The organism is Streptomyces sp. NPDC049915, from assembly GCF_040656475.1.
In the GTDB taxonomy this organism is placed as follows: domain Bacteria; phylum Actinomycetota; class Actinomycetes; order Streptomycetales; family Streptomycetaceae; genus Streptomyces.
On the sequence record NZ_JBFAMH010000001.1, the window covers coordinates 387912 to 411242 of the forward strand.

The window sequence follows — 23331 nt, forward strand, 5'->3', positions numbered from 1 at the left end:
GGCTCTCCTCACTCTCGCTTCACTTGCGTGTCCGCGCGAGTAACCGGTGAGCACCGTCACATTCATGGAATCGGGTAGCGATCATGGACTATACACCCTGCGTATACACGCTATGTATAGTGGCTCCATGCCTTCACTGAGCAGGAAGACGACAAGAACGGGGACCGCGTTCCGCGGCGCGGCGATCCTTTCGGCCGCCGCCGCCGTGACGCTGGCGCTGAGCGGGTGCACCCGCCTGGACACCACCGCGCCGAGCGCCGCCCGCGCCCACCCGGCGGCCACCGTCCAGGCGGCCCGCTACGGCACCGTGGACTGCCGGCAGGCCAAGTGCATCGCGCTCACCTTCGACGCCGGGCCCAGCGAGAACTCCGCGCGGCTGCTGGACATCCTGAAGCAGAAGCAGGTGCCGGCGACGTTCTTCCTGCTCGGCGAGCGGCACATCACGAAGTACCCGGAGCTGGTCAAGCGGATGGCGGCCGAGGGGCACGAGGTGGCCAGCCACACCTGGGACCACAAGATACTGACCGAGATCGAGCCGGACGAGATACGTGAGGAACTCAAGCGCCCGAACGACGCGATAGAGAAGCTCACCGGGCACAGGCCGACGCTGATGCGTCCGCCGCAGGGCCGCACCAACGACACGGTGAACAAGATCTCCAAGGAGATGGGCCTCGCGGAGGTCCTGTGGAGCGTCACCGCGAAGGACTACACGACGAACGACTCCGCGCTCATCCAGAAGCGCGTGCTCGACCAGGCGTCCCGGGACGGCATCATCCTGCTGCACGACATCTACCCGGGCACCGTGCCCGCGGTCCCCGGCATCATCGACGCCCTCAAGGAACGCGGCTACGTCTTCGTGACGGTGCCGCAGCTCCTCGCACCGGGGAAGGCGGAGCCGGGAGAGGTGTACCGGCCCTGAGGCCACGCGGCGGAGCGCACCCGGACGCGAAAGGGTGAGCGGGCCGGCGGGCGCGCCGCTGAACCGGCCGCGTCCCCTAGGATCTCGGCGTGGTCCACTTCCGCCTCGAACGTACGGTGCCGCTCCCCCAGCCGGAGGTGTGGCGCCGCCTCACGAACTGGCCCCGGCACGGCGCCGCGGTGCCGCTGACCCGGGTCGTCGTGGTCCCCGCCGGGCCGACCCGGCAGGGCACGGTGGTCGTGGCCCGCACGGGGCTCGGCCCGCTCGGCTTCGCCGACCCGATGGAGGTCACGGCCTGGCAGCCGCCGACGGACGACGGCCCCGGCCTGTGCCGCCTGGAGAAACGCGGCCGCGTCGTCCTCGGCTGGGCGGAGCTGGAGACCCACCCGGGCCCCGGCGGCCGTACCCGGGTGGTGTGGCGGGAGGAACTGCGCGTGCGCTTCCTGCCCGCGCCGGCCGACCCCCTCCTGCGCGCGGCGTCCCGCACGGTCTTCGGCCGTGCGCTGAACCACCTGCTCGCAACGCCGGGCTGACCGCCGGGCGCACCCGAAGGGGCTCCTACGCCTTCCCGTCCTGCGGGTGGGCGGCCGCGGTCTCCAGTTTGTCCTGGCGGTCCCGGTCGCCGTCGGTGCGGGTGCTGAGGATCGTGTCGCAGACCTCGCGGAGCTTGTCCGTGGCCTGTTTGGAGAACAGCCCGCACAGGCCGGCGATCCCGGCGAAGCCGTACGGGTTGGTGGCCGCGGGGCCCGAACTGCCCGTGACCAGGCCGCCGCGCAGCAGGAAGTACACCAGCAGCGCGAGCGCGACCCCGATGCCCGCCCGCAGCAGGTACCACCACAGCCAGCTGGCATACAGCCGCCGGTTGCCGACGTACGTGGCGAACGACGTGGCCGCGTGCACGAAACTGCCCAGCGCGCTGCAGCAGACGACCGCGAGCAGCATCGCCGTGTCGGCGGTGAGCGCCCAGCCGCCGAGCCCGAACGGCGACCACCGCGCCGTGGCGCCCGGCGCCGCGCCCGCCCGGACGACGCCGAGCAGCGCCGGCCACAGGCTGAGCAACGCCCCGCACACCACGACGAGGTCGGTCAGCAGGAAGACGCCCAGGACCGTGGTCGCCCAGGCCGGCATCCGGCGCATCCGACCCGGTCCCCGCGCCTCACCGTCCGGTTCGTCCCCGCCCGCTCCCGGCTGGTCCGCCGTACGCGGTCCGACCACGCCCGCTTTCTCCGGCACGCCGCTCCCCCGTCCCTTCGGCTACAGATGGCTCACCTTGCAGGTCAAGGGGCGCGGCGCGCAAGTTCGGTGACGGGTGTTCAGGCCAACGGGCCGATCGCTGCCAGCGCCGGGGCGCGGCCGATCGCGGCGACGGCATCCTCGTCGCCAACGAGAAGCGCTCGAGGACGGTCTCCCGTCCTCGAGCGCCTGCCGGTACAGCTCGTGGTGGCCCGGGGGCTAGTGGACGCCGAGCAGGGAACGGAGTGGATGGAGCGCGAAGTAGATGACGAAGAGGACGGTCAGTCCCCACATGAACGGGCCGATCTCCCGCCACTTCCCCTGGGCGATTCTGATGGCCGCGTAGGAGATCACACCGGCGGCGACACCGGGGGTGATCGAATAGGTGAACGGCATGATCACGACCGTCAGGAAGACCGGGATCGCCACCGAGCGGTCCCCCCAGTCCACGTGACGGGCGTTCATCATCATCATCGCGCCGATGGTGACGAGGGCGGCCGAGGCCACCTCGCGGGGCACGATCGCCGTGAGCGGCGTGAAGAAGAGACAGAGGGCGAAGAACCCGCCGGTGACGACCGAGGCGAGTCCGGTGCGGGCACCCTCGCCGACGCCGGTGGCGGACTCGATGAAGACGGACTGTCCGGAACCGCCCGTGACACCGCCGATGACACCACCGGCGCCGTCGATGAACAGGGCCTTGGACAGGCCGGGCATACGGCCCTTCTCGTCGGCGAGGTTGGCCTCGGTGCCGATGCCGATGATGGTGGCCATCGCGTCGAAGAAGCCGGCGAGCACCAGTGTGAAGACGATGAAGGTGACCGTCATGTAGCCGACGTCGCCCAGGCCGCCGAAGGACACCTTGCCGATGAGCGAGAAGTCCGGCATCGACACCACGCTGCCGTGCAGTACGGGGGCCTCACCGTTGGCCCAGGCCTTGTCGTCGGCGAGACCCGCGGCGTTGACGATCATGGCGAGGACCGTGCCGGAGACGATGCCGATGAGGATCGCGCCCGGAACGTTCCGGGACTGGAGCATGAAGATCAGCAGCAGCGTGACCGCGAAGAGCAGCACGGGCCAGCCGACGAGTTCGCCTCCGTTTCCGAGGGTGACCGGCGTGGCCTGTCCGGCGTGCACGAATCCGGCCTTCACCAGACCGATGAACGCGATGAAGAGGCCGATGCCGATCGTGATGCCGTGCTTCAGGGGCAACGGGATCGCGTTCATGATGAGCTCGCGCAGACCCGTGACGACCAGGAGCATGATCACGACACCGTAGGCGACGCACATGCCCAGGCCCTGGGCCCAGGTCAGGTCCTTGTTGCCCATCACGAGACCGGCCAGCACGCCGGAGACGGACAGTCCCGCGGCCATGGCGAGCGGGACCTTGCCGAACCAGCCCATGAGAAGGGTGCAGAACGCCGCACCGAGCGCGGTCGCGGTGATCAGCGCCTTCTGGCTGAGCGAGTCCCCGGACTTGTCCGCGCCGGAGAGAATCACGGGGTTGAGCAGCAGGATGTACGCCATCGCCATGAAGGTGGTGACGCCGCCGCGCACTTCACGCGCGACAGTGGATCCCCGCTGGGATATGTGGAAGTACCGGTCGAGCCAGGACCGTCCGGCCGGGACGCGGCTTCCCGAGCCCGCGTCTTCGGCGGTGGTCCTGGGCTCCACTGACTGCTGGGTCATGGTGCCATCTCCCAAGGTTCACAGGGGCACCCGCGTGGGAACCGACGGCGCCGGATTGGGCCGTGGCTGCGGGATTTGGGAATGGACGGCCCGGGGGACGGCCCGAGACGAACGAACTGCAGGTACTTCGAGGACCGCGAGCGGAGCGGGACTCAAAGGGGGTTCCTCCGGGCGGCGCGTGGAGGGTGTGACGTTCCCTGCGCCGCCCGGAGAGTCTTGGTGTCACGCCGTGCCGGTCAGATGTTCCGGCCGCACCGGAGTGCGGTCGAGCGGGAGACCGGTGGCGTCGCGGATGGCCGCGAGCACGGCCGGAGCGGACGACAGGGTGGGTGCCTCACCGGCGCCGCGCAGCCCGTAGGGAGCGTGTGCGTCGGCGAGTTCGAGCACGTCGACCGGGATGGTCGGCGTGTCGAGGATCGTGGGGATCAGGTAGTCCGTGAAGGAAGGGTTCTTCACCTGCGCGGTCTTCGGGTCGACGACGATCTCCTCCATCACCGCCACCCCCAGACCCTGGAGGGTGCCTCCCTGGATCTGGCCGATGACGGAGAGCGGGTTGAGCGCCTTGCCGACGTCCTGCGCGCAGGCCAGTTCGACGACCTTCACCAGGCCCAGCCCGGTGTCCACCTCGACGACCGCGCGGTGCGCGGCGAAGGAGTACTGGACGTGGCCGTTGCCCTGGCCGGTGCGCCGGTCGAAGGGCTCGGTCGGCCGGTGCCGCCACTCCTTCTCGATCTCCACCACGTCGTCCTGGAGGACGTCGGCCAGGTCGGCGAGGACTTCGCCGCCGTCGGTGACGACCTTGCCGCCCTCCAGCAGGAGTTCGGCGGTGGCCCAGGCCGGGTGGGAGGAGCCGAACCTGCGCCGGCCGAGCTCGAGGACCTGCTCGCGGACGAGTTCGCAGGCGTTCTTCACGGCGCCGCCGGTGACGTACGTCTGACGGGACGCGGACGTCGAACCGGCGCTGCCGACCCGGGTGTCGGCGGGGTGGATGGTCACCTGGGCGACGCCCAGTTCCGTGCGGGCGATCTGCGCGTGGACGGTGACACCGCCCTGGCCGACCTCCGCCATCGCGGTGTGCACGGTCGCGACGGGCTTGCCGCCGACGACCTCCATGCGCACCTTGGCGGTGGAGTAGTCGTCGAAGCCCTCGGAGAAGCCGACGTTCTTGATGCCGACCGCGTAGCCGACACCGCGGACGACGTCCTCGCCGTGGGTGGTGTTGGACAGCCCGCCGGGCAGCTGCCGTACGTCGGAGCCCTCGCTGGACTCCCACTGGCGCTCCGGCGGCAGCGGCATCGCCTTGACCCGGCGCAGGAGTTCGGCGACCGGGGCCGGCGAGTCGACCGGCTGCCCGGTCGGCATGATCGTCCCCTGCTCCATGGCGTTGAGCTGCCGGAACTCCACCGGGTGCAGTCCCAGCTCGTTGGCCAGCTTGTCCATCTGCGCCTCGTAGGCGAAGCACGCCTGCACCGCGCCGAAGCCGCGCATCGCGCCGCAGGGCGGGTTGTTGGTGTAGAGGGCGAGGGCCTCGATGTCCACGTCGTCGACCACGTACGGGCCGACCGAGAGGGAGGAGGCGTTGCCGACGACCGCCGAGGAGGTCGAGGCGTAGGCGCCGCCGTCCAGGACGATCCGGCACTTCACGTGCGTCAGCTTGCCGTCCCTGGTGGCGCCGTGCTCGTAACGCAGCTTGGCCGGGTGGCGGTGGACGTGCCCGAAGAAGGACTCGAACCGGTTGTAGACGATCTTCACCGGCTTGCCGGTGCGCAGCGCCAGCAGACAGGCGTGGATCTGCATCGACAGGTCCTCGCGGCCGCCGAACGCGCCGCCGACGCCGGCCAGCGTCATCCGCACCTTCTCCTCGGGCAGGCCGAGGACGGGCGCGATCTGGCGCAGGTCGGCGTGGAGCCACTGGGTGGCGATGTAGAGGTGGACGCCGCCGTCCTCCTCGGGCACCGCGAGACCGGACTCGGGGCCGAGGAAGGCCTGGTCCTGCATGCCGAAGGTGTACTCGCCCTCGACGATCACGTCGGCCCGCTCGCGGGCGCGGTCCACGTCGCCGCGGACGATCGGCTGGCGGTGCACGATGTTCGGGTGCGGGACGTGGCCGATGTGGTCGTCGTCGCGGTTCTCGTGGACGAGGATCGCGTCCGGGGCGAGCGCCGAGGCCTCGTCGGTGATCACCGGAAGCTCGCGGTACTCGACCTTGATCTTCGCCGCGGCGCGGCGGGCGGTCTCGGGGTGGTCGGCGGCGACCAGCGCGACCGGCTCCCCGTGGTGGCGGACCTTGCCGTGCGCGAGGACCGGGGTGTCCCGGATCTCCAGGCCGTAGCGGGTCACCTCGGTGGGCAGGTCGTCGTGGGTCAGGACGGCGTACACGCCCGGTGTGGCCAGCGCCTCGCCGGTGTCGATCGAGACGATCTCGGCGTGGGCGACCGGGGAGCGCAGGATCTGGCCCCACAGCATGTCCTCGTGCCACAGGTCGGACGCGTACGCGAACTCGCCGGCGACCTTGAGGATGCCGTCGGGGCGGAGCGTGGACTCTCCGATGCCGCCCTTGGTCTGCGCACCCTGGGTGATCTTCCCGGGTGCGCCGGCGGGGGCTCGGCCCTGTACGAACGTGGTGGAGCGCTCGGGGGACGGCATCGTCACACCCCCTCGGTCTGACGGGCGGCCGCGAGCCGGACCGCGTCCATGATCGTCTCGTAGCCCGTGCAGCGGCACAGGTTGCCCGACAGCGCCTCGCGGATGTCGGCGTCGCTCGGGCTCGGGTTGCGTTCGAGCAGTTCGTCGCAGGCCACGAGCAGCCCGGGGGTGCAGAAGCCGCACTGCACGGCGCCGGCGTCGATGAACGCCTGCTGGACGGGGGACAGTTCGCCGCCCCCGCCGGTCTGCGAGTCGGCGCCCTGGGCCTGCCACCCCTTGGCCTCGTCGAGCGGGGTGCCGCAGGCGCCGGACGCGTGGCCGCCCTCGGCGCGCTGCCTGGCGCAGTCGGCCAGGCCCTCGACGGTGACGACCTCGCGGCCCTCCACCTGGCCGGCGGCGACCAGGCAGGAGCAGACCGGCGCGCCGTCCAGGCGCACGGTGCAGGAGCCGCACTCGCCCTGCTCACAGGCGTTCTTCGAGCCGGGCAGGCCGAGCCGCTCACGCAGGACGTAGAGCAGGGACTCGCCCTCCCAGACGTCGTCGGCCTGCTGCGGACGTCCGTTGACGGTGAACTTGACGCGCATCACGCGGCTCCCTCGACAGCGGGCCGGGCGCCGCGGTACGACTCCCAGGCCCAGGTCAGCGTGCGCCGGGCCATGACGCCGACCGCGTGGCGGCGGTAGCTCGCGGTGCCGCGCACATCGTCGATCGGGTTGCAGGCGGCCGAGCACAGGGTGGCGAACTGCTTCGCGACAGACGGCGTGATGATCTTTCCGTTGTCCCAGAAGCCGCCCTCCTCGAGCGCGGCGTTCAGGAAGTCCTCGGCGGCCTTGGCGCGGACCGGGGTGGGCGCGGCCGAGCCGATGCCGGTCCGCACGGTGCGGGTCCGGGGGTGCAGGGCGATACCGAAGGCGCACACCGCGATCACCATGGCGTTGCGGGTGCCGACCTTGGAGAACTGCTGCGGACCGTCCGCCTTCTTGATGTGCACGGCGCGGATCAGCTCATCGGGCGCGAGGGCGTTGCGCTTGACGCCGGTGTAGAAGTCGTCGATCGGGATCATCCGGGTGCCCCGGGCCGCCGACTCCACCTCGACCTCCGCACCGGCGGCGAGGAGGGCGGGGTGGGCGTCGCCGGCGGGTGAAGCCGTGCCGAGGTTGCCGCCGACGCCGCCGCGGTTGCGGATCTGCGGGGAGGCGACCGTGTGCGAGGCGAGCGCGAGGCCCGGCAGCTCGGCACGGAGATTTTCCATGATCTGCGTGTACGGGACGGAGGCCCCCAGCCGCACACTGTCCTCGCGGATCTCCCACTCGCCGAGGTCACGGATGCGCTGGAGATCCATCAGGTACTCGGGCCGGCGATGGTCGAAGTTGATCTCGACCATGACGTCGGTACCCCCCGCGATCGGCACCACGCCGGGGCGCTCGGCCTTGGCGGCGAGCGCTTCCTCCCAGCTGGTGGGGCGAAGGAAGTCCATGACCGGCTCTCTTCTTCGTCTGGTGGTCGTGCAGATCGAGTCAATCCGTGTGCGGCGGGGGTGGCTCGTTCATGTGGTGTTCACCCGGAGTGGACTCAGTACACCGCCGACTGCTCCATGCGGGTCAGTCACGGAAACACTGAAGGAGTTGGGTGGTCAGAAGAGCCATCTTGTAGATTCGTATGAAGTGAGGGGCTCGGTACCCTCCACGCCTTCCTCTGGCACCAGAGAACACAGCCCAGGAGCCCACGGGCGCGACCGCCCGGCCACTTTCGCCGACTCCTCGGCACAAGATTCATCCGAAGTTTTCGAGACAAAGAACGGCGGCGACGAGAATGCGGCTGCGCGCACTGCTGGACACCGATGCGCTGGGCCTGAGGCTCCTCGGCGGCGAGGACGAACTGGACCGCACCGTGCGCGGTGTGATGACCACGGACCTGCGCGACCCCAGCCGCTACCTCTCCGGCGGCGAGCTGGTGCTCACGGGCCTGGCCTGGCGCCGGGACGCCGACGACTCCGAGCCGTTCGTACGGATCCTGGTGCAGGCCGGCGTGGCCGCGCTGGCGGCCGGCGAGGCGGAGCTGGGCGATGTGCCCGAGGACCTCGTCCTGGCCTGCGCCCGCCACCGCCTGCCGCTGTTCGCGGTGCACGAGTCGGTGGCGTTCGCGACGATCACCGAACACGTCGTACGGCAGGTCTCCGGCGAGCGCGCCGGAGACCTCGCGGCCGTGGTGGACCGGCACCGCCGCATGATGACCTCGGGTCCCGCGGGCGGCGGCCCCGACGTCGTCCTGGACCTGCTGGGCTCCGACCTCGACCTGCGCGCGTGGGTGCTCTCCCCCACCGGCCGTCTGATCGCCGGCTCGAAGGAGGCGGGACCCGCGCTCCCCGCCGAGGTGTGCGGCCGGCTCGCGGCCCAGCATCTGGCGGCGACCCGCACCGGCCGCCGCGGCCCGCACCGGGTGACGGTCGGCCCGACGCCGTACTCCCTGTTCCCGGTCCGCAGCAGCGGCCGCTCCCCGCAGGCCGCCCGGGACGTGCGCGAGACGGTGCTGTCGGACTGGCTGCTCGCGGTCGAGGCGGACGCCTCCGACTGGGCCGAGGAGCGCCTGGACCTGCTGCAGGGCGTCACCCAGCTGATCGCGGTCGAGCGGGACCGCCGCGACGCGGCCCGCACGGTCCGCCGCCGCCTGGCCCAGGAGGTCCTCGAACTGGTTCAGACGGGCGCGGCCCCGGCGGAGATCGCCGCGCGCCTGCGCGTGGCCGCTCCGGTCCTCCTGCCCGGCCTGGGCGCGGCCCCGCACTGGCAGGTGGTCGTGGCCCGCGTGGAGTGGGACGGCGGGGACGTCGACGGCGGCCCGGTCGCCCAGTCCCTGCTGGAGGAGATCCTGGTCGACCCGCAGGCGACCGGGCCCGAGCCGTCCGACCGCATCGCGGTCGCCCACACCGGCGACGAGGCGATCGCCCTGGTGCCGCTGCCGGCCGTCGCCACCGAGCACGACGGCACCGAGACCGGCATCCTGGCCGACGCGCTGCTGCAGACGGTGCGGGACCCGCTGACCGCCGGCCTGGACGGCGACGGCCGGGTCACGCTCGGGGTGAGCGCGGCCGTGCACTCGGCGGAGGGGCTGCGCGGCGCGCTGGAGGAGGCCCGGCACGCCCGCCGGGTGGCCGCGGCACGCCCGGGCCAGGTCTGCGCCGCGGGCCACCAGGAACTGGCGAGCCACGTCCTGCTGCTCCCCTTCGTCCCCGACGACGTCCGCCGCGCGTTCACGGCCCGCCTCCTGGACCCGCTGCGCGACTACGACCGCCGCCACCGCGCCGAGCTGATCCCCACCCTGGAGGCGTTCCTCGACTGCGACGGCTCCTGGACCCGCTGCGCCACCCGCCTCCACCTGCACGTCAACACGCTGCGCTACCGGGTCGGGCGAATCGAGCAGTTGACGAGCCGGGACCTCTCGCGCCTCGAGGACAAGCTGGACTTCTTCCTGGCGCTGCGCATGAGCTGACCGAAGAGCGACCCGACTTTGTGAATTCCTTCACCCACCCCCTTGGCCCGGCGCCGCGATTGGTGCTGGAATGCCGCCACCACTCATAGCTCAATGGCGTGCTCGGGGAGGGCAATGTGGCGCATACCGCCATGTCTGGTACCGGAACGACCGCAGCTGACGATCCCCTCCAGACCGCGGTATGGCGGCTGCGCTCCCGCGCATGCTGGACCGACGCGGCGGAACTGCTGAAGCCGGACACCGCGGCCGCGGCTCTCCAGCGGGCCGCGCTGCTGGCGGAGCGCTGCCTGTACGCCGAGCAGGGCTGGGAGGAGGCGGAGGACGCGCTGCGCACCGCGGAGGCGCTGGCCCACACGGACGAGGAGCGCGGCGCGGCCGCTTGTGAACGCGGGTACGTGGCCTACGCCGCGACCCTGCACGGAGTGCGCGACCGGGCCGACGAGGCCCGCGCCGCACTCGGCCGGGCGGCGGCACTGATCCCCCGCGACTCCCACGCACGCGCGCTGCTGGACTTCCGCCGCGGCCTGGTCGCCCAGAACCTCGGCGACGCGCCCCAGGCGGCGCACGCCGCGTTCCGCCGGGCCCACGCGGGTGCGACCGCGCACGCCGACCCGCTGTTGCTCTCCTTCACGTGGCGCCACCTGGCGGGCCTCGCCCTGCGCGAGGGCGAACTGGCCGAGGCCCGCCACGGCTTCACGGAATCCCTGCGGCTGCGCGAAGAGCTGGGCTACCTCGTCGGTACGGCCCCGGCACTGGCGTCCCTCGCGGACACCGAACCGGAACCGGAGGCGTCCCGCCTGCGCGAGGAGGCCCGCCGCCTCTTCCGCCTCCTCGGCGGAGTCCCCACCTGGCTGGCCACGCAACTGGCTCCGCCGGCGCCGGGGGCGGCAACGGCGTAGGTCTCGCCGAACGGGCACGCGCTCCGGCGTCATGGCCCCGCCCGGTCGCGCGCCAACGGCGTTTACCCGCTTGCGGCTGCGTGGCCCGTGCGGGTGCGTCGTGGCTGTCGCGCAGTTCCCCGCGCCCCTTGGGTGTCTGCGGTCGCCGTCGGCGCGAGCACCCCGCCCGCCGCTGCCGGCCCGACTGCTCCGCACCCGAGCCCCAAGGGGCGACGGCGTGCAGTCGCGGACAGCGGGACGGGGACGGGGTGGGGGTGTCCGCCCGCAGCGGCCGGCACCGGCACAGGGCGCCGTCGTCGGGAACGGGCGGCCGGACCGAGGACGGACACCCCCCACCCCGGCCCCGACCCACAACGAAACCGCAGGCGCGACACCAGCCACCACACACCGCAACGGGCCGCCGCAGGCACAAAAGGGGCGCGGGGAACGGCGCGAGCAACCACCCACCCACCCGCAGACGTACAAGCACCCGTCACCCGAAATGCCCGGAAACCAACTCCCGCGCCACCTCCACCGCCCCCCCGATCAACGCATCCAGCAACGCCACATGCTCAGCCGCATCAGCCAACAGCTCCGCCCGCCCCCCGCCCGACGGCCACTGCCCCCGCCGGTACAAGTCATCGACGATCCGCACCAACTGCGCGTTACCCGCCAGCCCCAGCACCCCCCGATGAAACGCCCGGTCCGACTCCGCGTACGCGGCCCGGCATCCTGACGCCGCCGCCCGCACCGTCGCCTCCGCCAGCGGCCGCAGCTCCGCCCACCGCTCCACCGGCACCGCCCGCGCGAGCCGCAGCATCACCGGCACCTCGATCAGCGTCCGCACCTCCGCCAGCTCGGCCAGCTCACGCGCGTCCCTCAGCACGACCCGGAACCCCCGGTTGGGCACGACCTCCACGGCACCCTCGAGCGCCAGCTGCTGCATGGCCTCCCGCACCGGCGTCGCCGACACCCCGAACCGCTCCCCCAGCACGGGCGCGGAGTACACCTCGCCGGGCTTCAGCTCCCCCGCCGCCAGCGCGGCGCGCAACGCGTCCAGGATCTGCCCCCGCACGGAGGCGCGCTGCACCACCGGCCGCTCGCTGTGCGTGTGCTCACCGCGCACCGCCTCGTCCCGGCCGGCAGCCGCCCGGTCCACATCCGCGGCCGTCGGCTGCTGCGGCACATACAGCCCCCGCACAGCGGGAGCCCCGGCCCCGGAAGACCCCCCGGAAGACCCGTCGGAAAACCTCCCGGCGGAGCCCCGCGCCCTCTGCTCCACGGCTCCTCCTCCGGGCTTGTCAGTAGTTGGGGTCATTACGACGGGTTGTTACTCGTCCGTCAAGCACCTTAGGCCCAGAAGCCACCAGCTCAAATCCGGCCACGATCCACTAAGGTAAGGCTTACCTTCAGTCCCGCACCTTCAGACCCGCGTCTTCAGTCCGCCCTTCCGTGAGTCCCGCCCCAGGATCGGTGATCCCCGTGCCCGTCCCGCCGCCCGCCCCCACCGCGGACGCCTACGCCCGCCTCGCCGAGGCCTACCCCGGGCTGACGATCACCGAGCTGCAAGCGCACGACCCGCTCCCCCACGGCGGCACCTGGACCCCCGCCGCCGCGCTCGCCCATGACCCGGCCGCCCTCGACGCCTTCCTGGCCTGGGACGACGCCCAGGTGCTGCGCGACTACGGCACCCGCGCCCGCGCCGACGTCGTCGCAAGCTTCGGCCTGCACCGGTACGCCTGGCCGGCCTGCCTGCTGATCACCGTCCCGTGGTTCCTGCACCGCCGCGTCCCGCGCCTGCCCGTGACCCACGTCTCCTACGACCGCACGGCCGGCCATATGGCCGTACACCCCGCCTCCTTCGCCTGCCTGCCGGGCGACCCGGCGGCCGCCCACCCCGCCGCTCGCGTGGTCCCGGACGAGGAGGCCCTGCGCGCCGAGGTGCGCGGCGCGATCGCCGAGCACGCCGAACCGTTGCTCGCGGCGTTCGGCCCGCGGATGCGGCGCCGGGGCCGCGCACTGTGGGGCATGGTGACCGACGAGGTCGTGGAGGGCCTGTGGTACGTCGCCCATCTGCTCGGCGAGGAGAAGCGGGCGCGCCATGAACTGGAGCTGCTGCTGCCGGGCGCGACGAAGCCGTACGCCGGCGCGGCGGCGTTCCGTGAACTGTCCGGTCCGAACGGCGAACGGCTCCCCACCCGGGACCGGGCGAGCTGCTGCATGTTCTACACCGTGCGCCCCGAGGACACCTGCGCCACCTGCCCCCGCACCTGCGACACGGACCGCCTCACCAAGCTCATGTCCGCCGCCACCGCCTGACCCCGCGTCACTTGACGCCTCCTCACCCCACGAGGCGTGCGCCTGCGCACAGTTGACGCCCCCTCGGACACCACGTCGCCGCGGCATCCTCTAAGATCAGCCGCGAGTGGGACACGCGCACGGACACAGCCGTTTCACACCTTCCTCACCATCCGCAGGAAGTTCCCGTGGAACCACCCGTACGGGTAGTCTTATTCGAACTCAACTCCCGCCCCTCACGCGGCAGTTCGAGCAGAACGCCGCCCTGGGCATCCCCTTGCACCTCCTTGGCGGCCTCTTGCCCCGAAACCCTCTGAGGGACGGCGGGATTGGGCCACTATGGCGGGCGTTACGCCCTATCCCAATGCAAGGGACCCGTGATGAGACTGACCGACATATCGCTGAACTGGCTGCTTCCGGGCGCCGTACTGCTCCTGGGCATGCTGGCGGCGGTGGCGGTGCTCGCGCGCGGAAAGCGCTCCACCGGCCGGAACGCGAGCACCGACGACTCGTGGGAGCGCGCCGAGGAGCGCCGCAGGCGCAAGGAGGCCCTCTACGGCACGGTCTCCTATGTGCTGCTCTTCTGCTGCGCCGCGGTCGCGGCCGCGCTCTCCTTCCACGGACTGGTGGGCTTCGGCGAGCAGAACCTGAACCTGACCGGCGGCTGGCAGTACCTGGTCCCGTTCGGCCTGGACGGGGCGGCCATGTTCTGCTCCGTGCTCGCGGTGCGGGAGGCCAGCCACGGCGACGCCGCCCTCGGCTCCAGGCTGCTGGTGTGGATGTTCGCGGCCGCGGCCGCCTGGTTCAACTGGGTGCACGCGCCGCGCGGCATCAGCCACGCCGGTGCCCCGCACTTCTTCGCGGGCATGTCCCTGTCGGCGGCCGTGCTGTTCGACCGGGCGCTGAAGCAGACCCGCCGTGCGGCGCTGCGCGAGCAGGGGCTGATCCCGCGGCCGCTGCCGCAGATCCGGATAGTGCGCTGGCTGAGGGCGCCGCGTGAGACGTACAGGGCCTGGTCGCTGATGCTGCTGGAGGGTGTACGCAGCCTGGACGAGGCCGTGGACGAGGTGCGCGACGACGAGCGGCGCAAGGAGGAGGCGCGCCGTCTGCAGCGTGAGAAGGACCGTGTGGAGCGGGCACAGCTGAAGGCCATCAGCCGTGGGCACGGCGGGTTCGCCGGCCGTGGCTCCGGCCGTGAGGTGGAGGTGCAGGCGGTGGAGCGCGGCGGCAACGAGCTCTCCGCGGAGCCTGCCATATCGACGCCGGAGCAACTGCCCGTGCGCGCGCGTCCCTCCCTGCAGCCGGTCCGGAGAGGGTCTGAGGCGATCACCGTCGACCTCACCGCGGAGGACGACACGCAGGCCCTGCCGCGGCTCGACTCCCTCGAGCGCAAGCTGAAGGACCTCGAGCAGCAGTTCGGCTAGTGAGTGCGTGAGGGGCGGGGCCGTGACCGAACAGGGTCGCGGCCCCGCCCTGTTGTGCGCCCCTGGTCCGCTCACGCGGCGTGCAGTTCGAACCAGACCGCCTTTCCCACCCCGTGCGCCCGCACCCCCCACGCGTCCGCGAGGGACTGCACCAGCATCAGCCCCCTGCCGTGCGTGTCGTCGTCGGCGTCCGCCACGCGCAGCCGTGGTCTGCGGCCGACGAAGTCCCGCACCTCGACCCGCAGGCCGCGCGGCCAGACCGTCGCCGTCAGCACCGCCTCGTGGTCGGTGTGCACGAGCGCGTTGGTCACCAGTTCGCTGGTCAGCAGCTCCGCCGTGTCGACTCCCGCGGCTCTCCCCCACTGCCCCAGCAGCTCCCGCAGGGCCCTGCGCGCCTCGGCCACGGCCCGCAGGTCGCGTCGCGCGAACCGGCGCCGCAATTGCGGCGCCGGTATGCGGTCCCCGCCGCTGTCCGTCCTGTCCTCCACTGCCTCGGCCGAGTAGGCCCCCGTCGTCACCGGTACGCTCCTTCGTGCCTGCCTGGTCATGACCCCCGCCTGCGTGCCGATGGCCGTATCCCTCCTGCTCGAACACGTTCACGGGGATGCATGCCCGACCGCTCGGGAGGCAGTCATCCTGCCTCGGCGACGACCGGATGTTCGGCCACCGCCCGGCCCGGCGGCGTACGCGCTTGCAGACCCGCCCGCGCGGTCGCGCCGTGCGCGCACACCCTCCGACCGCCCCCTCGGCCGCGCGCCCGCGGGACGAGTGGCCACAGGGGACGCACGGCACCCGGTTCCGGTCCCCGGAACTTGGCCGGATCACGACGTTACGGAAGACGGCCGGGGCGCCCGACGAGACGCCCGCTAGGGACGCGGGACGTTGCGCAGGTTGGAGCGGGCCATCTGGACCATGCGGCCGACCCCGCCGTCCAGCACCATCTTCGAGGCGGACAAGGCGAAGCCGGTGACCATCTCGGCGCTGATCTTCGGCGGGATGGACAGCGCGTTGGGATCGGTGACGACGTCGACGAGCGCCGGACCCTTGTGCCGGAAAGCGTCCTTGAGCGCACCGGCGAGCTGCTTGGGCTTCTCCACCCGGACGCCGTGGGCGCCGCAGGCACGGGCGACCGCGGCGAAGTCGGGGTTCTTGTTGGCGGTGCCGTAGGAGGGCAGCCCGGCGACCAGCATCTCCAGCTCCACCATGGACAGCGCCGAGTTGTTGAAGAGTACGACCTTCACCGGCAGGTCGTACTGGACCAGGGTGAGGAAGTCGCCCATCAGCATGGAGAACCCGCCGTCGCCCGACATCGACACCACCTGGCGGCCCCGGTCGGTGAACTGCGCGCCGATGGCCATCGGCAGGGCGTTGGCCATCGAGCCGTGCGAGAAGGAACCGATGATGCGGCGGCGGCCGTTGGGCGAGAGGTACCGGGCGGCCCAGACGTTGCACATCCCGGTGTCGACGGTGAACACGGCGTCGTCGTCGGCGAGTTCGTCGAGGACGGCGGCGACGTACTCGGGGTGGAGCGGGACGTGTTTGTCGACCTTGCGCGTGTAGGCCTTCACCACGCCTTCGAGCGCGTCGGCGTGCTTCTTGAGCATCTTGTCGAGGAAGCGCCGGTCGTCCTTGGTCCGCACGCGCGGGATCAGGCAGCGCAGCGTCTCGCGGACGTCCCCCCACACGGCGAGGTCCAGCTTGGAGCGCCGGCCGAGGTGTTCGGGCCGCACGTCGATCTGCGCGATCTTCACGTCGTTCGGCAGGAACGCGTTGTAGGGGAAGTCGGTGCCGAGCAGGATCAGCAGGTCGCACTCGTGGGTGGCCTCGTAGGCGGCGCCGTAGCCGAGCAGCCCGCTCATCCCGACATCGAAAGGATTGTCGTACTGGATGAACTCCTTGCCCCGCAGGGCGTGTCCCACCGGGGACTTGATCTTCCCGGCGAACTCCATGACCTCGGCGTGCGCCCCGGCGGTGCCGCTGCCGCAGAACAGCGTGACGCGTTCGGCGCCGTCGATCAGGTCGACGAGCCGGTCGATCTCGGCGTCGCCGGGCCGGACCGTGGGCCGTGCGGTGACCAGGGCGGACTCCGCGGCCCGCTCGGGCGCCGGTTCGGCGGCGATGTCGCCGGGCAGGGCGACGACGCTGACGCCGCTGCGGCCGACGGCGTTCTGGATGGCGGTCTGCAGCAGCCGCGGCATCTGCTGGGGGTTGGAGATCAGCTCGCTGTAGTGGCTGCACTCGCGGAACAGCTGGTCGGGGTGGGTCTCCTGGAAGTAGCCGAGGCCGATCTCGCTGGAGGGGATGTGGGAGGCGAGGGCGAGCACCGGGGCCATGGAGCGGTGGGCGTCGTAGAGACCGTTGATGAGGTGGAGGTTGCCGGGCCCGCAGGAGCCGGCGCAGGCGGCGAGCCGGCCGGTGATCTGGGCCTCCGCCCCGGCGGCGAAGGCGGCGGTCTCCTCGTGACGGACGTGGATCCAGTCGACGGCGGCGTTACGGCGGACGGCGTCCACGACCGGATTGAGGCTGTCGCCGACGACGCCGTAGAGGCGTTTGACGCCCGCGCGGACGAGGATGTCGACGAACTGTTCGGCGACGTTCTGCTTGGCCATGGCTGCTCGTCTGCCCCTTCGCTGTCCGGCGGATGTCCTCGGCCGGGTCGTGGGTCGGTGATGACGCCCCGGTTTCCATGGAGGCACAGCGGGCGCGGTTACGCCTCCCAAACGGCCGCGGCCGTACGGTCGTCCGCGTACCCCTTGACGCGCACCTGGGCGTCGGCGAGGAAGGCGGCGAGGCCCGGCGGTTCGGGGGCGGACCACCGGCCGCCGAGGTGGGCGGCGAGTTCCGGCTCGCCGACGAAGGGTTCGGCCAGGCCCGCCGTGCACATCAGCAGCACATCACCCGGACGGGCGAGCGAGGCGCGGAAGCGGAACGGTGCGGGGGGCGGTTCGGGCGCCGGCTCGTAGGGGCTCGGGGGCGTCGGGATGCCCAGGTCCATGGTGAGCCGGTCGCCCTGCGGCGTCTCGGCCGGCGGCGACCCGAACCCGACGACGGGCTCACCGCTGGGCACCTCGGTCACCTGCGGCTCGAGGTCCTGCCACGCGCCGCCGCGCAGCCGGAACAGTCCGCCGTCGCCGACGCCGAAGAAGACGCGGGTACGGCAGGCCGGGTCGGCGGGCAGCAGCAGACAGCGCAGCGTGGCGGAGTACTCCTCGGGCGCTAGGCCCTGTTCGGCGGCGGTGGCGCGCAGCCTGCCGAGGCTGCGGTCGGTGAGCCGGTGCAGCCCCGACTTCAGGTCGCCGCGCCGGGCGGCCCGCAGATCCTCGACGAGCCGGGCGTGACTGCGGCCCACCGCCCGGCCGATCCACCGGCACACCTCGGCCGCCGCCCGGTGCGCGGCCGGCGTGGCGCGGGCGCCGGACGCCATGGCCACGAGCACGAGGGCGTGCTCCCCGCTGCCGAACCGGGCGGTGAGGAGCGCGTCCCGGCGCGGCTCCCCGCGAAAGCGCGCGGAGTCCCCGCGCACCGACACGGCCCGCACGGTGCACACCCCGTACCGGGACCCGTCCAGCACCGTGTCCGGCACGAGAGCGTCCAGGTCGTCGGGGTCGGCGGCGGGCAGAGCGGTGGGCTCGGCGTCGTAGGTGGGCGGGCCGGAGCCGACGTGGGAGCGGGGCGCGGGAAGCAGGACGGGCCGGACGGAGGCGGGCCGCTCATCGGCGCCGGCCACGGGGACATCGCCCGTGCCCGCGCCGGGCGCGGGAGCCTGTGCCGGGGAGCCGTCGCCCTGACGGCCGCTGCCCGCGGCGTACGCCCCGGGTCGTCCCGGCGACTGCGCTGCCCGCTCGTCGGAACCGGGCGGTGTCGGCCCCGGCGGGAAGGTCACGGGGCTCGGCGGTGTCTCGGGCGGTGGTTCCCACGGGGCTCGCGGCTGCCGGGGCTCGCCGCCGGGCGGGGCGGCGTCCGGAGCCGGGGCCCGGTCCCGCTGGGCCGGTACGGCGGGCGGGGGCGGTGGGGGCGCGCCCGGCGCCGGCCGCTGCCCGGAAGTGTCCGGAGCGCGGGCGGTGTCCGGGGCCCGAGCGGTGTCCGGAGGTTTCGCATCGGACGGGGTGGCCGGCCGGCGGCCGAGCGTGCCCGTCGCCGAGGCGAAGCGGTCGTCCAGTGAGTCGGGCGCCGCGCTGGGGCCCGTGTCCGTCGTGGCGTCGTCGTACAGCTGCCCCCACCAGTCGTCCTCCCGGCCGGTGGGCCTTCCCCCCTGCTGACTCATGCCCCCAATTGTCCACCGCACGGCCCGGATGAGAACGGGGCATCCGGAAAATGCGGCGCTCTGGGGCGCGACGGACGGCGTGTCGGGCGACCTGTCGAACAAGGGGGCGAACGGCCGGGCACCGCCGGGGACTCGACGGTCGCCGGGCGGCCCCACCCCCCACGGGAGGACCGCCCGGCGACGACAGGGTGACCAGGCCCCGGATCCCCTTCGCGCGGAGGCGCGTCTCGGGCCCCGGTCACGTCGGGAGAACGGCCGCGCGGCGGATCGCCGGATGATCACAGGAAGCGGCCGTGGCCACACCTTGGCAGAGGGAGTGGTCCTGCGGCGATGATGTCGGGCGGCGGGTTTGCGCCGTGGCTGTTTTCCGCCATGGCCGGGCCGACCGGGGCCCGGGCACGCCACTGCTGGTGGAATCCGACGGGAGGGCGCGCGCTGATGCTGGCGGCGATCGGGCTGGACGAGACGGACGAGTCGGCGTACCGCGCCCTGCTGTCGCTGGGCGCGGCCGACATACCGGACCTGTCCCGCCGGCTGTCGCGGGCCGAATCCGACACCGAGCGCGCCCTGCGCCGCCTGGAGCGGCAGGGTCTGGCCGCGCAGTCGTCCGGCCGGCCCGGCCGCTGGGTGGCCGCCCCGCCCGGCGTGGCGCTCGGCGCGCTGCTCACCCGGAGGCGGCACGAGCTGGAGACCGCCGAGCTGACCGCGGCCCTGCTGGCCGAGGAGTACCGGGCGAACGCCGCCGAACCGGCCGTGCACGACCTGGTCGAGGTGGTCACCGGCGCGGCCGCGGTCGCCCAGCGTTTCCTGCAGTTGCAGCTCGGCGCGACGGAGGAGGTGTGCGCGCTGGTCACCGGCAACCCGATGGTCGTCTCCGTCATGGAGAACGACGCCGAGGAGCAGGCGGCCGGCCGGGGCGTGCGCTATCGCGTGGTCGTGGAGCGCTCCGTGCTGGACCTGCCGCACGGCTTCACGGAGCTGACCGCGGCGCTCTCCCGTGGTGAACAGGTCCGTGTGGTGGACGAGGTCCCGACGAAGCTGGTGGTCGCCGACCGCGCCCTCGCGCTGGTACCGCTCACCTCCCGTCGCGCGGAGCCGGCCGCGCTGGTGGTGCACGCGAGCGGGCTGCTGGAGCTGCTGGCGGGTCTGTTCGAGTCGGTGTGGCGCGGCGCCCTGCCGCTGCGGCTCGGGCCGCAAGGGGTGATCGAGGAGAGCCCGGACGGCCCCGACGGCACCGATCTGGAGATCCTGTCGCTGCTGCTCGCCGGGCTCACCGACGCGAGCGTCGCCAAACAGCTCGATCTGGGGCTGCGCACCGTGCAGCGCCGCGTGAAACGGCTGATGGAGCTGGCCGGCGTGACCACCCGCCTCCAGCTGGGCTGGCACGCGTACGAGCGGGGCTGGGTGACCCGGGACGCGTGAGCGGCCCGCCTCCCCGCCCGCGCCCCCATCTGCGACTTCCCGCTCGCTCCGGCACTCTGGGCAGATGGGAGTGTCGGAACTCCTGCTGGTCGGGGTGGTCCTGCTGCTCGGCCTGTGCGGAGTGCTGGTGCCCGGCGTGCCCGGCTCGTGGCTGGTGTGGGCCGCCGTGCTGTGGTGGGCGCTGAAGGACCCCCGGCCGGTCGCGTGGGGCGTCCTGGTCGGCGCCACCGCGGTCCTGCTGCTGTCCCAGGCGGTGCGTGGGCTGCTGCCGCCGCGCCGGCTGCGCGACGCGGGCGCCACCCCCCGCATGGCCGTGTACGCCGGGCTGGGCACGCTGGCCGGTTTCGTGCTGCTTCCCGTGCTGGGCGCGATCCCCGGTTTCCTCGGCGGCATCTACCTCTCCGAGCGGCTGCGGCTGGGCCGGCACGGCGAGGCCCGCGCGGCCCTGCGCACGGCGATGCGCGCCGGCGGCTGGAGCGTGCTCGCGGAACTGTTCGCCTGCCTGCTGATCACGGCGGCCTGGCTGGGCGCGCTCACCTGGGGCTGACCGACCGCCCCCGGCGCGGCGGCCCCCGCACCACCGGCCGCGGACGCCAGGCACGCCGGCCACGCCACGACGCGACCGCGACGGGCCGCCCAGGCACCCCGCCCGGCCCGCCGAGGCCGGCGACCCTCTCGAAACCGGCCGGCCGTAAGCCTGAGGCCTTAGGGCCAGGATCCGATGTGCCGAGACGGGCGTCGGTGCTTGGGTGGGGGCATGACGGAATTCAGCGCGGTCGAGCGTGCGTACCTGAGGTCGCAGCGGGTGGGCCGGATGGCCACGGTCGATGCGACCGGGCAGCCGCAGGCCAACCCGGTCGGTTTCTTCCTCCAGGACGACGGCACCGTCCTGATCGGCGGGTTCGCCATGGGCACCACCAAGAAGTGGCGCAACCTTCAGAAGAACCCCAAGGTCGCCCTGGTCGTCGACGACGTGGTGAGCGTGCGCCCGTGGCGGGTGCGCGGCGTCGACATCCGCGGCGAGGCCGACCTCCTCGTCGGCCCGCACGAGCTGGGCCCGCATTTCAGCGAGGAGGTCATCCGCATCCGCCCGCTGCGCATCCACAGCTGGGGCCTGGAGGAAACCCCCTAGAGAACACCCTCCAGCGTGAGCAGCCGCGTCTTGCGCTCCAGCCCGCCCGCGTACCCGGTGAGCGAGCCGTTCGCGCCGATCACCCGGTGGCAGGGCCGCAGGACCAGCAGCGGGTTGGCGCCGATCGCGCCGCCGACGGCCCGCACGGCGGCCCGGGGCGCGCCGATCCGTGCGGCGATCTCGCCGTACGTCGTGGTCGCCCCGTAGGGCACGGAATCCAGGGCGTCCCACACCCGCTCACGGAAGGCCGTGCCGTGCGCCCGCAGCGGCAGGTCGAACTCCTTGAGGTCGCCGGCGAAGTACGCGGCGAGCTGCTCGGCGGCCGCGCGGAAGGGGCCGTCGTCGTGCCGCCAGCCGTCCTGGACGATCCGGCCGCCCTTCTGCTCCGGCACGGACAGCGAGGTCAGCGCGCCGTCCGGGTCCGCGGTGAGCAGCAGCGGCCCGATCACGCTGTCGAGCCGGGTGAAGTACGTCGGGGTGGTCATCGGTTCTCCAACTCCCCTGCGGCGAGCAGGTGCTGTACGGCGTAGGTGCGCCAGGGGCGCCAGGTGTCGGGTACGGCCCGGCCGGGCGGGGCGACGTCCGGGTCGCCGAGCGCGCGGGCGCGGATCACGGCGACGGTGACGGCGTCCATGCCCGGCAGCGCGCGCAGGGCCTGCTCGGCGTCGTCGCGGTCGACGCCGGGGTCGAGCCGCAGACGGCCGTCGGCCAGGGCGGCGGCGAGCGCGCCGAGGGGGCCGCAGGGCTCGGCCTGCGCGAGGACGGCCGGCTCGGGGAAGAGCCGGGTGAGGCTGCCGCAGGGCGCGTCGAGCCGTTTGCCGTACGCGACGACGAGTCGCTGTGTCCCGGCCGGCCCGGCCAGGGCGCGCACCGCCACCTCCTCCGGGTCGGCGGCGCCCGGTGAGCGCAGTCCGGGGCGGGCGGCGACCAGCGGGGCGAGCCGCGGGTCGGCGCCGAGCCGCTCGTCGACGGCGTACGGGTCGGCGTCCAGGTCGAACAGGCGGCGCAGCCGCTGGACGGCCGTGGTGAGGTCGCGCGGGTCGGTGAGGTGCAGCCGGGCGTCGAGCCAGCCGCCGGGGTGGGCGGCCGAGGCCCGGGTCTCGGTACCGGTGCGCTCCGCGACGGCGGCGATCCCGGTGCCGTACGGCAGCCGCAGGGTGCGCCGGTAGGTGCGGGCGCCGGGCGGGCCGCTGACCTCCTCGACGCCGGGGACGGCTTCGCGGGCCAGCAGGTCGAAGAGGGGGCCCGCCTGGTACGGCCCCCGGTGGGCGAGCCGCAGCGGGATGCCGACGCCGGGTGTGTCGTCCCGCCGGGCGCCGGGTGCGGCGGCCCGCAGTTCGCTCGGGGTGGAGGCGTAGATGACTTTGATCGTGTCGTTGAACTGCCGGACGCTGGCGAAGCCGGACGCGAACGCGATCTCGGTGATGGGCAGCTCGGTGGTCTGCAGCAGCAGGCGCGCGGTGTGCGCCCGCTGCGCCCGGGCCAGCGCGACCGGTCCGGCGCCGAGTTCGGCGGTGAGCTGCCGCTGCACCTGCCGGGCGCTGTAGCCGAGGCGTACGGCGAGCCCGGCGACGCCCTCGCGGTCGACCACGCCGTCGCCGATCAGCCGTATGGCACGGCCGACGACGTCGGCGCGGACGTCGTGGTCGGCCGAGCCGGGCACGGCGTCCGGACGGCACCGCCGGCAGGCCCGGAACCCGGAGCCCTGCGCGGCGGCGGCCGTCGCGAAGAACCGCACGTTGCGACGCTTCGGCGTCACGGCCGGGCAGCTGGGGCGGCAGTAGATCCCGGTGGTCTCGACGGCGAAGAAGAACTCGCCGTCGAACCGGGCGTCCCGGCTGCGCACGGCCTCGTACCTGCTGTCCTCGTCCATCACGAGAACCAGTCTCCGCCACCCGGCGCGCCCCGACTGGCGGAAATCGGACGTGGAGGTGAGTCGTGTT

20 protein-coding genes are annotated in these 23331 nt (G+C 73.1%); 9 read left to right on the forward strand and 11 right to left on the reverse strand.

The window, feature by feature from the left end; genetic code table 11:
• The first annotated feature begins 127 nt into the window (after positions 1 to 127).
• Both AB0J12_RS01625 and AB0J12_RS01630 read left to right on the forward strand, forming a co-directional pair.
• Entirely contained in the window at positions 128 to 919 is a 792-nt protein-coding gene (locus AB0J12_RS01625; protein WP_363262100.1) for a polysaccharide deacetylase family protein, read from the forward strand.
• An 89-nt stretch (positions 920 to 1008) separates the two neighbouring features.
• Positions 1009 to 1452: an SRPBCC family protein gene (locus AB0J12_RS01630; protein ID WP_363262101.1), complete on the forward strand. Its 444-nt coding sequence runs from the start codon at positions 1009 to 1011 to the stop codon at positions 1450 to 1452.
• Between the two features lie 25 nt (positions 1453 to 1477).
• On the opposite strand, the gene AB0J12_RS01635 is transcribed toward AB0J12_RS01630, so the two are convergent.
• The 5 genes from AB0J12_RS01635 to AB0J12_RS01655 all read right to left on the reverse strand — a co-directional run bounded on the left by AB0J12_RS01635 (position 1478) and on the right by AB0J12_RS01655 (position 7961).
• The gene (locus tag AB0J12_RS01635; RefSeq protein ID WP_363262102.1) at positions 1478 to 2152 is read right to left on the reverse strand and encodes a hypothetical protein; all 675 of its coding nucleotides are present in this window, start codon (positions 2150 to 2152) and stop codon (positions 1478 to 1480) included.
• Positions 2153 to 2371: 219 nt separating this feature from the next.
• Positions 2372 to 3838: an NCS2 family permease gene (locus AB0J12_RS01640; RefSeq protein ID WP_363262103.1), complete on the reverse strand. Its 1467-nt coding sequence runs from the start codon at positions 3836 to 3838 to the stop codon at positions 2372 to 2374.
• A 222-nt stretch (positions 3839 to 4060) separates the two neighbouring features.
• On the reverse strand, positions 4061 to 6484 hold the full coding sequence (locus AB0J12_RS01645; RefSeq protein ID WP_363262104.1) for a molybdopterin cofactor-binding domain-containing protein: 2424 nt from the start codon (positions 6482 to 6484) through the stop codon (positions 4061 to 4063).
• Between the two features lie 2 nt (positions 6485 to 6486).
• Positions 6487 to 7068: a (2Fe-2S)-binding protein gene (locus tag AB0J12_RS01650; RefSeq protein WP_363262105.1), complete on the reverse strand. Its 582-nt coding sequence runs from the start codon at positions 7066 to 7068 to the stop codon at positions 6487 to 6489.
• Complete coding sequence (locus tag AB0J12_RS01655; RefSeq protein WP_363262106.1) at positions 7068 to 7961, reverse strand: FAD binding domain-containing protein; 894 nt, start codon at positions 7959 to 7961, stop codon at positions 7068 to 7070. Before AB0J12_RS01655 ends, AB0J12_RS01650 begins: the two co-directional genes overlap by 1 nt.
• 335 nt (positions 7962 to 8296) lie before the next feature.
• On the opposite strand from AB0J12_RS01655, the gene AB0J12_RS01660 reads away from it, so the two are divergent.
• Positions 8297 to 9970 (forward strand): PucR family transcriptional regulator ligand-binding domain-containing protein, encoded by a 1674-nt coding sequence (locus AB0J12_RS01660; protein ID WP_363262107.1) that lies wholly within the window; start codon positions 8297 to 8299, stop codon positions 9968 to 9970.
• 131 nt (positions 9971 to 10101) lie between these two features.
• Positions 10102 to 10869 carry a hypothetical protein gene (locus AB0J12_RS01665; protein ID WP_363262108.1) on the forward strand — a complete coding sequence of 256 codons (768 nt, stop codon included), beginning with the start codon at positions 10102 to 10104 and terminating at the stop codon, positions 10867 to 10869.
• A gap of 472 nt (positions 10870 to 11341) precedes the next feature.
• Here the strand turns inward: AB0J12_RS01665 and AB0J12_RS01670 are convergent, their stop codons facing one another.
• Positions 11342 to 12166: a GntR family transcriptional regulator gene (locus AB0J12_RS01670; protein WP_363262109.1), complete on the reverse strand. Its 825-nt coding sequence runs from the start codon at positions 12164 to 12166 to the stop codon at positions 11342 to 11344.
• A gap of 164 nt (positions 12167 to 12330) precedes the next feature.
• On the opposite strand from AB0J12_RS01670, the gene AB0J12_RS01675 reads away from it, so the two are divergent.
• Positions 12331 to 13167, forward strand: a complete 837-nt coding sequence (locus AB0J12_RS01675; RefSeq protein ID WP_363262110.1) for a (2Fe-2S)-binding protein — start codon at positions 12331 to 12333, stop codon at positions 13165 to 13167.
• 359 nt (positions 13168 to 13526) lie between these two features.
• Complete coding sequence (locus tag AB0J12_RS01680; protein WP_363262111.1) at positions 13527 to 14570, forward strand: DUF2637 domain-containing protein; 1044 nt, start codon at positions 13527 to 13529, stop codon at positions 14568 to 14570.
• A 71-nt stretch (positions 14571 to 14641) separates the two neighbouring features.
• Here the strand turns inward: AB0J12_RS01680 and AB0J12_RS01685 are convergent, their stop codons facing one another.
• The 3 genes from AB0J12_RS01685 to AB0J12_RS01695 form a co-directional block, all read right to left on the reverse strand.
• Positions 14642 to 15058, reverse strand: a complete 417-nt coding sequence (locus tag AB0J12_RS01685; protein WP_363262278.1) for an ATP-binding protein — start codon at positions 15056 to 15058, stop codon at positions 14642 to 14644.
• Between the two features lie 378 nt (positions 15059 to 15436).
• Positions 15437 to 17179, reverse strand: a complete 1743-nt coding sequence (locus tag AB0J12_RS01690) for a pyruvate dehydrogenase (protein WP_363262112.1) — start codon at positions 17177 to 17179, stop codon at positions 15437 to 15439.
• A 98-nt stretch (positions 17180 to 17277) separates the two neighbouring features.
• Positions 17278 to 18834, reverse strand: a complete 1557-nt coding sequence (locus AB0J12_RS01695) for a protein phosphatase 2C domain-containing protein (protein ID WP_363262113.1) — start codon at positions 18832 to 18834, stop codon at positions 17278 to 17280.
• 438 nt (positions 18835 to 19272) lie between these two features.
• Between AB0J12_RS01695 and AB0J12_RS01700 the strand changes: the two genes are divergently transcribed.
• From AB0J12_RS01700 to AB0J12_RS01710, 3 genes are all read left to right on the forward strand, one after another.
• Positions 19273 to 20256, forward strand: a complete 984-nt coding sequence (locus tag AB0J12_RS01700) for a helix-turn-helix domain-containing protein (RefSeq protein ID WP_363262114.1) — start codon at positions 19273 to 19275, stop codon at positions 20254 to 20256.
• A gap of 64 nt (positions 20257 to 20320) precedes the next feature.
• A complete protein-coding gene (locus AB0J12_RS01705; RefSeq protein WP_363262115.1) occupies positions 20321 to 20803 on the forward strand; it encodes a DUF456 domain-containing protein in 483 nt (160 codons plus the stop codon).
• 210 nt (positions 20804 to 21013) lie between these two features.
• Positions 21014 to 21388 (forward strand): PPOX class F420-dependent oxidoreductase, encoded by a 375-nt coding sequence (locus AB0J12_RS01710; RefSeq protein WP_363262116.1) that lies wholly within the window; start codon positions 21014 to 21016, stop codon positions 21386 to 21388.
• Here the strand turns inward: AB0J12_RS01710 and AB0J12_RS01715 are convergent.
• Positions 21385 to 21873 (reverse strand): methylated-DNA--[protein]-cysteine S-methyltransferase, encoded by a 489-nt coding sequence (locus AB0J12_RS01715; RefSeq protein ID WP_363262117.1) that lies wholly within the window; start codon positions 21871 to 21873, stop codon positions 21385 to 21387. The genes AB0J12_RS01710 and AB0J12_RS01715 overlap by 4 nt on opposite strands.
• Entirely contained in the window at positions 21870 to 23261 is a 1392-nt protein-coding gene (locus AB0J12_RS01720) for an AlkA N-terminal domain-containing protein (RefSeq protein WP_363262279.1), read from the reverse strand. The genes AB0J12_RS01715 and AB0J12_RS01720 overlap by 4 nt, the downstream gene beginning before the upstream one ends.
• Positions 23262 to 23331 lie beyond the last annotated feature (70 nt).

What these genes read in the sequence shown, in the direction of transcription:
- AB0J12_RS01625 (WP_363262100.1), top strand. Translation starts at nt 128, where the DNA reads ATGCCTTCACTGAGCAGGAAGACGACAAGAACGGGGACCGCGTTCCGC.
- AB0J12_RS01640 (WP_363262103.1), bottom strand. Translation starts at nt 3,838, where the DNA reads ATGACCCAGCAGTCAGTGGAGCCCAGGACCACCGCCGAAGACGCGGGC.
- AB0J12_RS01645 (WP_363262104.1), bottom strand. Translation starts at nt 6,484, where the DNA reads ATGCCGTCCCCCGAGCGCTCCACCACGTTCGTACAGGGCCGAGCCCCC.
- AB0J12_RS01650 (WP_363262105.1), bottom strand. Translation starts at nt 7,068, where the DNA reads ATGCGCGTCAAGTTCACCGTCAACGGACGTCCGCAGCAGGCCGACGAC.
- AB0J12_RS01655 (WP_363262106.1), bottom strand. Translation starts at nt 7,961, where the DNA reads ATGGACTTCCTTCGCCCCACCAGCTGGGAGGAAGCGCTCGCCGCCAAG.
- AB0J12_RS01660 (WP_363262107.1), top strand. Translation starts at nt 8,297, where the DNA reads ATGCGGCTGCGCGCACTGCTGGACACCGATGCGCTGGGCCTGAGGCTC.
- AB0J12_RS01665 (WP_363262108.1), top strand. Translation starts at nt 10,102, where the DNA reads ATGTCTGGTACCGGAACGACCGCAGCTGACGATCCCCTCCAGACCGCG.
- AB0J12_RS01670 (WP_363262109.1), bottom strand. Translation starts at nt 12,166, where the DNA reads ATGACCCCAACTACTGACAAGCCCGGAGGAGGAGCCGTGGAGCAGAGG.
- AB0J12_RS01680 (WP_363262111.1), top strand. Translation starts at nt 13,527, where the DNA reads ATGAGACTGACCGACATATCGCTGAACTGGCTGCTTCCGGGCGCCGTA.
- AB0J12_RS01690 (WP_363262112.1), bottom strand. Translation starts at nt 17,179, where the DNA reads ATGGCCAAGCAGAACGTCGCCGAACAGTTCGTCGACATCCTCGTCCGC.
- AB0J12_RS01695 (WP_363262113.1), bottom strand. Translation starts at nt 18,834, where the DNA reads ATGAGTCAGCAGGGGGGAAGGCCCACCGGCCGGGAGGACGACTGGTGG.
- AB0J12_RS01700 (WP_363262114.1), top strand. Translation starts at nt 19,273, where the DNA reads ATGCTGGCGGCGATCGGGCTGGACGAGACGGACGAGTCGGCGTACCGC.
- AB0J12_RS01705 (WP_363262115.1), top strand. Translation starts at nt 20,321, where the DNA reads ATGGGAGTGTCGGAACTCCTGCTGGTCGGGGTGGTCCTGCTGCTCGGC.
- AB0J12_RS01710 (WP_363262116.1), top strand. Translation starts at nt 21,014, where the DNA reads ATGACGGAATTCAGCGCGGTCGAGCGTGCGTACCTGAGGTCGCAGCGG.
- AB0J12_RS01715 (WP_363262117.1), bottom strand. Translation starts at nt 21,873, where the DNA reads ATGACCACCCCGACGTACTTCACCCGGCTCGACAGCGTGATCGGGCCG.
- AB0J12_RS01720 (WP_363262279.1), bottom strand. Translation starts at nt 23,261, where the DNA reads ATGGACGAGGACAGCAGGTACGAGGCCGTGCGCAGCCGGGACGCCCGG.